Below are 3,454 nucleotides of genomic sequence, written 5' to 3'. Positions count from 1 at the left end.
CCTGCTTCAGCCTCACGCAGGAAGCCAATGATCTGTTCTTCGGTAAAGCGCTTCTTCACGTCCAATCTCCTTGTCATTGAGGATTGGACTCCAAACCGTTGTGCTACTCAATCTTGGGGGGACGTCGGAAGGGTAGCTGGGATTGTGGGGTGTTGGTGCTGCGGGGAGGTAAAGCCCAAAGCCCAAAGCCCAAAGCCCAAAGCCCCCTCATCCGCCCTGCCGGGCACCTTCTCCCGCACGCGGGAGAAGGGACTGCAGTGATTCTTGCAGCGTCGTGAACTGGGCGTGCCATCAAGCTCAAGCACATGAAGCAGATTGCACAGCGATCCCGCAGAAGTGCATGGCGCATTGCATTCCCTTCTCCCGCGCGCGGGAGAAGGTGCCCGGAGGGTGGATGAGGGCGCTCTTCGCTCGCTGCTCTTTGTCTCAACGCACAAAAGAAAACGCCGCCCATAGGCGGCGTTCTCCACAACAACAATCAGCAAGCCTCAAAGCTTCGCGCGCTGCTCCTGTAGGCCGGCCAGCTGGCTGTTCCAATCAACCAGACGCACGCGCTCCTGCTCGACCACCGCCGCCGGCACCTTGTCGGTGAACTTGGACAGCTTGACCTCGCTCTTGTCCTTTTCCGAAGAAACGCGGGCGATTTCCTTGTCCAGGCGCGCACGTTCGGCGTCCAGGTCAACCAGGCCTTCCAACGGCACCAGCAGCTTCAGCTCGCCGACAATGGCGGCCGCGGCCGGCGGCGTCACTGCATCAGCGGCCAACCAGTCGATGCTCTCCAGCTTGAGCAGGAAGCGCAGTTGCGAAGCGAAGCGGTCGAGGCGGCTGCGATCGGCAGCCTGGCCACCCTGCAGCAGCAGACGCACCTGCTTGGACGGCGGCACGTTCAACTCGCTGCGCACACGGCGCAAGGCGCTGACCATGGTCTTGAACCATTCCACGTCGACTTCGGCCTGCGCGTAGTCGCCGGCAAATTCCTCCGCGGTCGGATAGGCCTGCAGCGACAACGACTCGGCGTTGATGCCAAGACGCGGCGCTACCTGTTGCCACAGCTGTTCGGTGACGAACGGGGTCAGCGGGTGCAGCAGGCGCAGCACCGCTTCCAACACGTATAGCAGCGTATGACGTGTGCTCGCCGCATCCTCGGCGTTGTCGCCGCTCAAGGCCGGCTTGGTCAGTTCCAGGAACCAATCGCAGAATTCGTTCCAGACGAATTCGTACAGCGCCTGCGACAACAGGTCGAAGCGGTAGTCGGCGTAGTGCTGCTGTGCTTCGGCCGAAACCTTGGCCAGGCGTGCAAGGATCCACTTCTCGGCATCGGTATTGGCGGCAGGCGTACCCTCACCCCCGGCCCCTCTCCCGGTGGGAGAGGGGAGCACAAAGCCCTCGGTGTTCATCAGGGTGAAGCGGCTGGCGTTCCACAGCTTGTTGCAGAAGTTCTTGTAGCCCTCGGCGCGGCTCATGTCGAACTTGATGTCGCGGCCGTGGGTGGCCAGCGCGGCGATGGTGAAGCGCAGCGCGTCGGCACCGTGGGCGATGATGCCGTCCGGGAATTCCTTGCGGGTGGCCTTCTCGATCTTCTCGGCCATCTTCGGCTGCATCAAACCGTGGGTGCGCTTGGCCACCAGGTCATCGATGCTGATGCCGTCGATGATGTCCAGCGGATCAAGCACATTGCCCTTGGACTTGGACATCTTCTGGCCCTGGCCGTCGCGGATCAGGCCGGTGATGTAGACGTCCTTGAACGGGATCTGGCCGGTAAAGCTGTCGGTGGCCATGATCATGCGCGCCACCCAGAAGAAGATGATGTCGAAGCCGGTGATCAGCACGTTCGACGGCAGGTAGCGCTCAAAGCCGCGCTCGGTCATCGCCGCTTCGTTCGGCCAGCCCAGGGTGGAGAACGGCCACAGCTGCGAGGAGAACCAGGTCTCCAGCACGTCGCTGTCCTGGGTCAGCACCACGTCGTCGCCGAGCCCGGCCTTGGCGCGGGCGTCGGCTTCGTTGCGGCCCACGTAGCAGTTGCCGGCTTCGTCGAACCACGCCGGAATGCGGTGGCCCCACCACAGCTGGCGGCTGATGCACCAATCCTGGATGTTCTCCATCCAATGGCGATAGGTGTTGATCCAGTTGCCCGGCACGAACTTGATGGAGCCGTTCTCCACAAGCTCCAGGCCGCGCTTGGCCAGCCCGTCCATCTTCACGAACCACTGGTCGGTCAGATAGGGCTCGATCACCTGGCCGGTACGGTCGCCACGCGGCACCTGCAGCTTGTGCGCCTTGGTCTCGACCAGGATGCCAAGGTCTTCCAGCTCGGCCAGGATCACCTTGCGCGCTGCATAACGGTCCAGCCCCTGGTACTGCTGCGGGGCGTTTTCGTTGAGCGTGGCGGTGGTGGTGAACAGGTTGATCATCGGCAGGCTGTGACGCACGCCGACCTGGTAGTCGTTGAAGTCATGTGCCGGGGTCACCTTGACCACGCCGGTACCGAAGGCCTTGTCGACGTAGTCGTCGCCGATCACCGGCACGCTGCGGCCGGTCAGCGGCAAGGTCACGCTCTTGCCGATCAGGTGCGCGTAGCGGCTGTCTTCCGGGTGCACCATCACTGCAGTGTCGCCCAGCAGGGTTTCCGGACGGGTGGTGGCGACGACCAGGTAATTGCGGGTTTCGCGCAGGGTCTCGTTACCGTCGGCATCCACTTCGACGTGCTCATAGCTGGCACCGTCGTTGAGCGCGTAGGCGATCGACCACATGAAGCCGTCTTCTTCCACGCTCTCCACTTCCAGGTCGGAAATGGCGGTCTTCAGCACCGGGTCCCAGTTGACCAGGCGCTGGCCACGGTAGATCAGGCCCTGTTCGTGCCAGCGGAGGAAGGACTCGATCACCGCCTCGCTCGGGCCCGGGTCCATGGTGAAGGTGCTGCGCGACCAGTCGGCGGAGGTGCCGAGGCGGCGCATCTGGCCTTCGATCACGTTGCCCGAATGCGCCTTCCACTCCCACACCTTGTCGATGAAGCCATCGCGGCCCAGCGAGTCGCGGGTTTCACCCTTGCCTTCCAGCGCCAGGTTGCGGCTGACCACCATTTCGGTGGCGATGCCGGCGTGGTCGGTACCCACCTGCCACAGCGTGTCGTAGCCACGCATGCGGTGGTAGCGGATCAATGCATCCATCAGCGTCTGCTGGAAGGCATGGCCCATGTGCAGGGTGCCGGTCACGTTCGGCGGCGGCAGCAGGATGGTGTAGGGCTCGCCCTTGCCGGACGGCTTGAACAGGCCGGCCTTCTCCCACGACTCATAGAGCGCGGTTTCAAAGGATCTGGGGTCGTAGCTGGAGGCGAGTTGGGTCATGGGGCAGGAACCAGTAATTAGGAGCTGGAAACGAGCGAAACCGGGGTCAGAGTCGGGGGTTTGCCGGCCAAAACCCCAGCAGACCCCCCGTTAGCCCTACACGGGGGGAT

General features: G+C 63.2%; 1 protein-coding gene. It reads right to left on the bottom strand.

Annotation, left to right across the window (positions count from 1 at the left end):
• Positions 1–488 precede the first annotated feature (488 nt).
• Positions 489–3,344 (bottom strand): valine--tRNA ligase, encoded by a 2,856-nt coding sequence (locus AC13FW_RS08165; protein WP_482988761.1) that lies wholly within the window; start codon positions 3,342–3,344, stop codon positions 489–491.
• Between the last annotated feature and the right edge of the window lie 110 nt (positions 3,345–3,454).

It is taken from the genome of Stenotrophomonas sp. 21LCFQ19 (assembly GCF_056861425.1).
Note: the sequence above shows the minus strand (reverse complement) of the source record. Positions and strands in the feature narration are given on the sequence as shown.

What these genes read in the sequence shown, in the direction of transcription:
- AC13FW_RS08165 (WP_482988761.1), bottom strand. Translation starts at nt 3,344, where the DNA reads ATGACCCAACTCGCCTCCAGCTACGACCCCAGATCCTTTGAAACCGCG.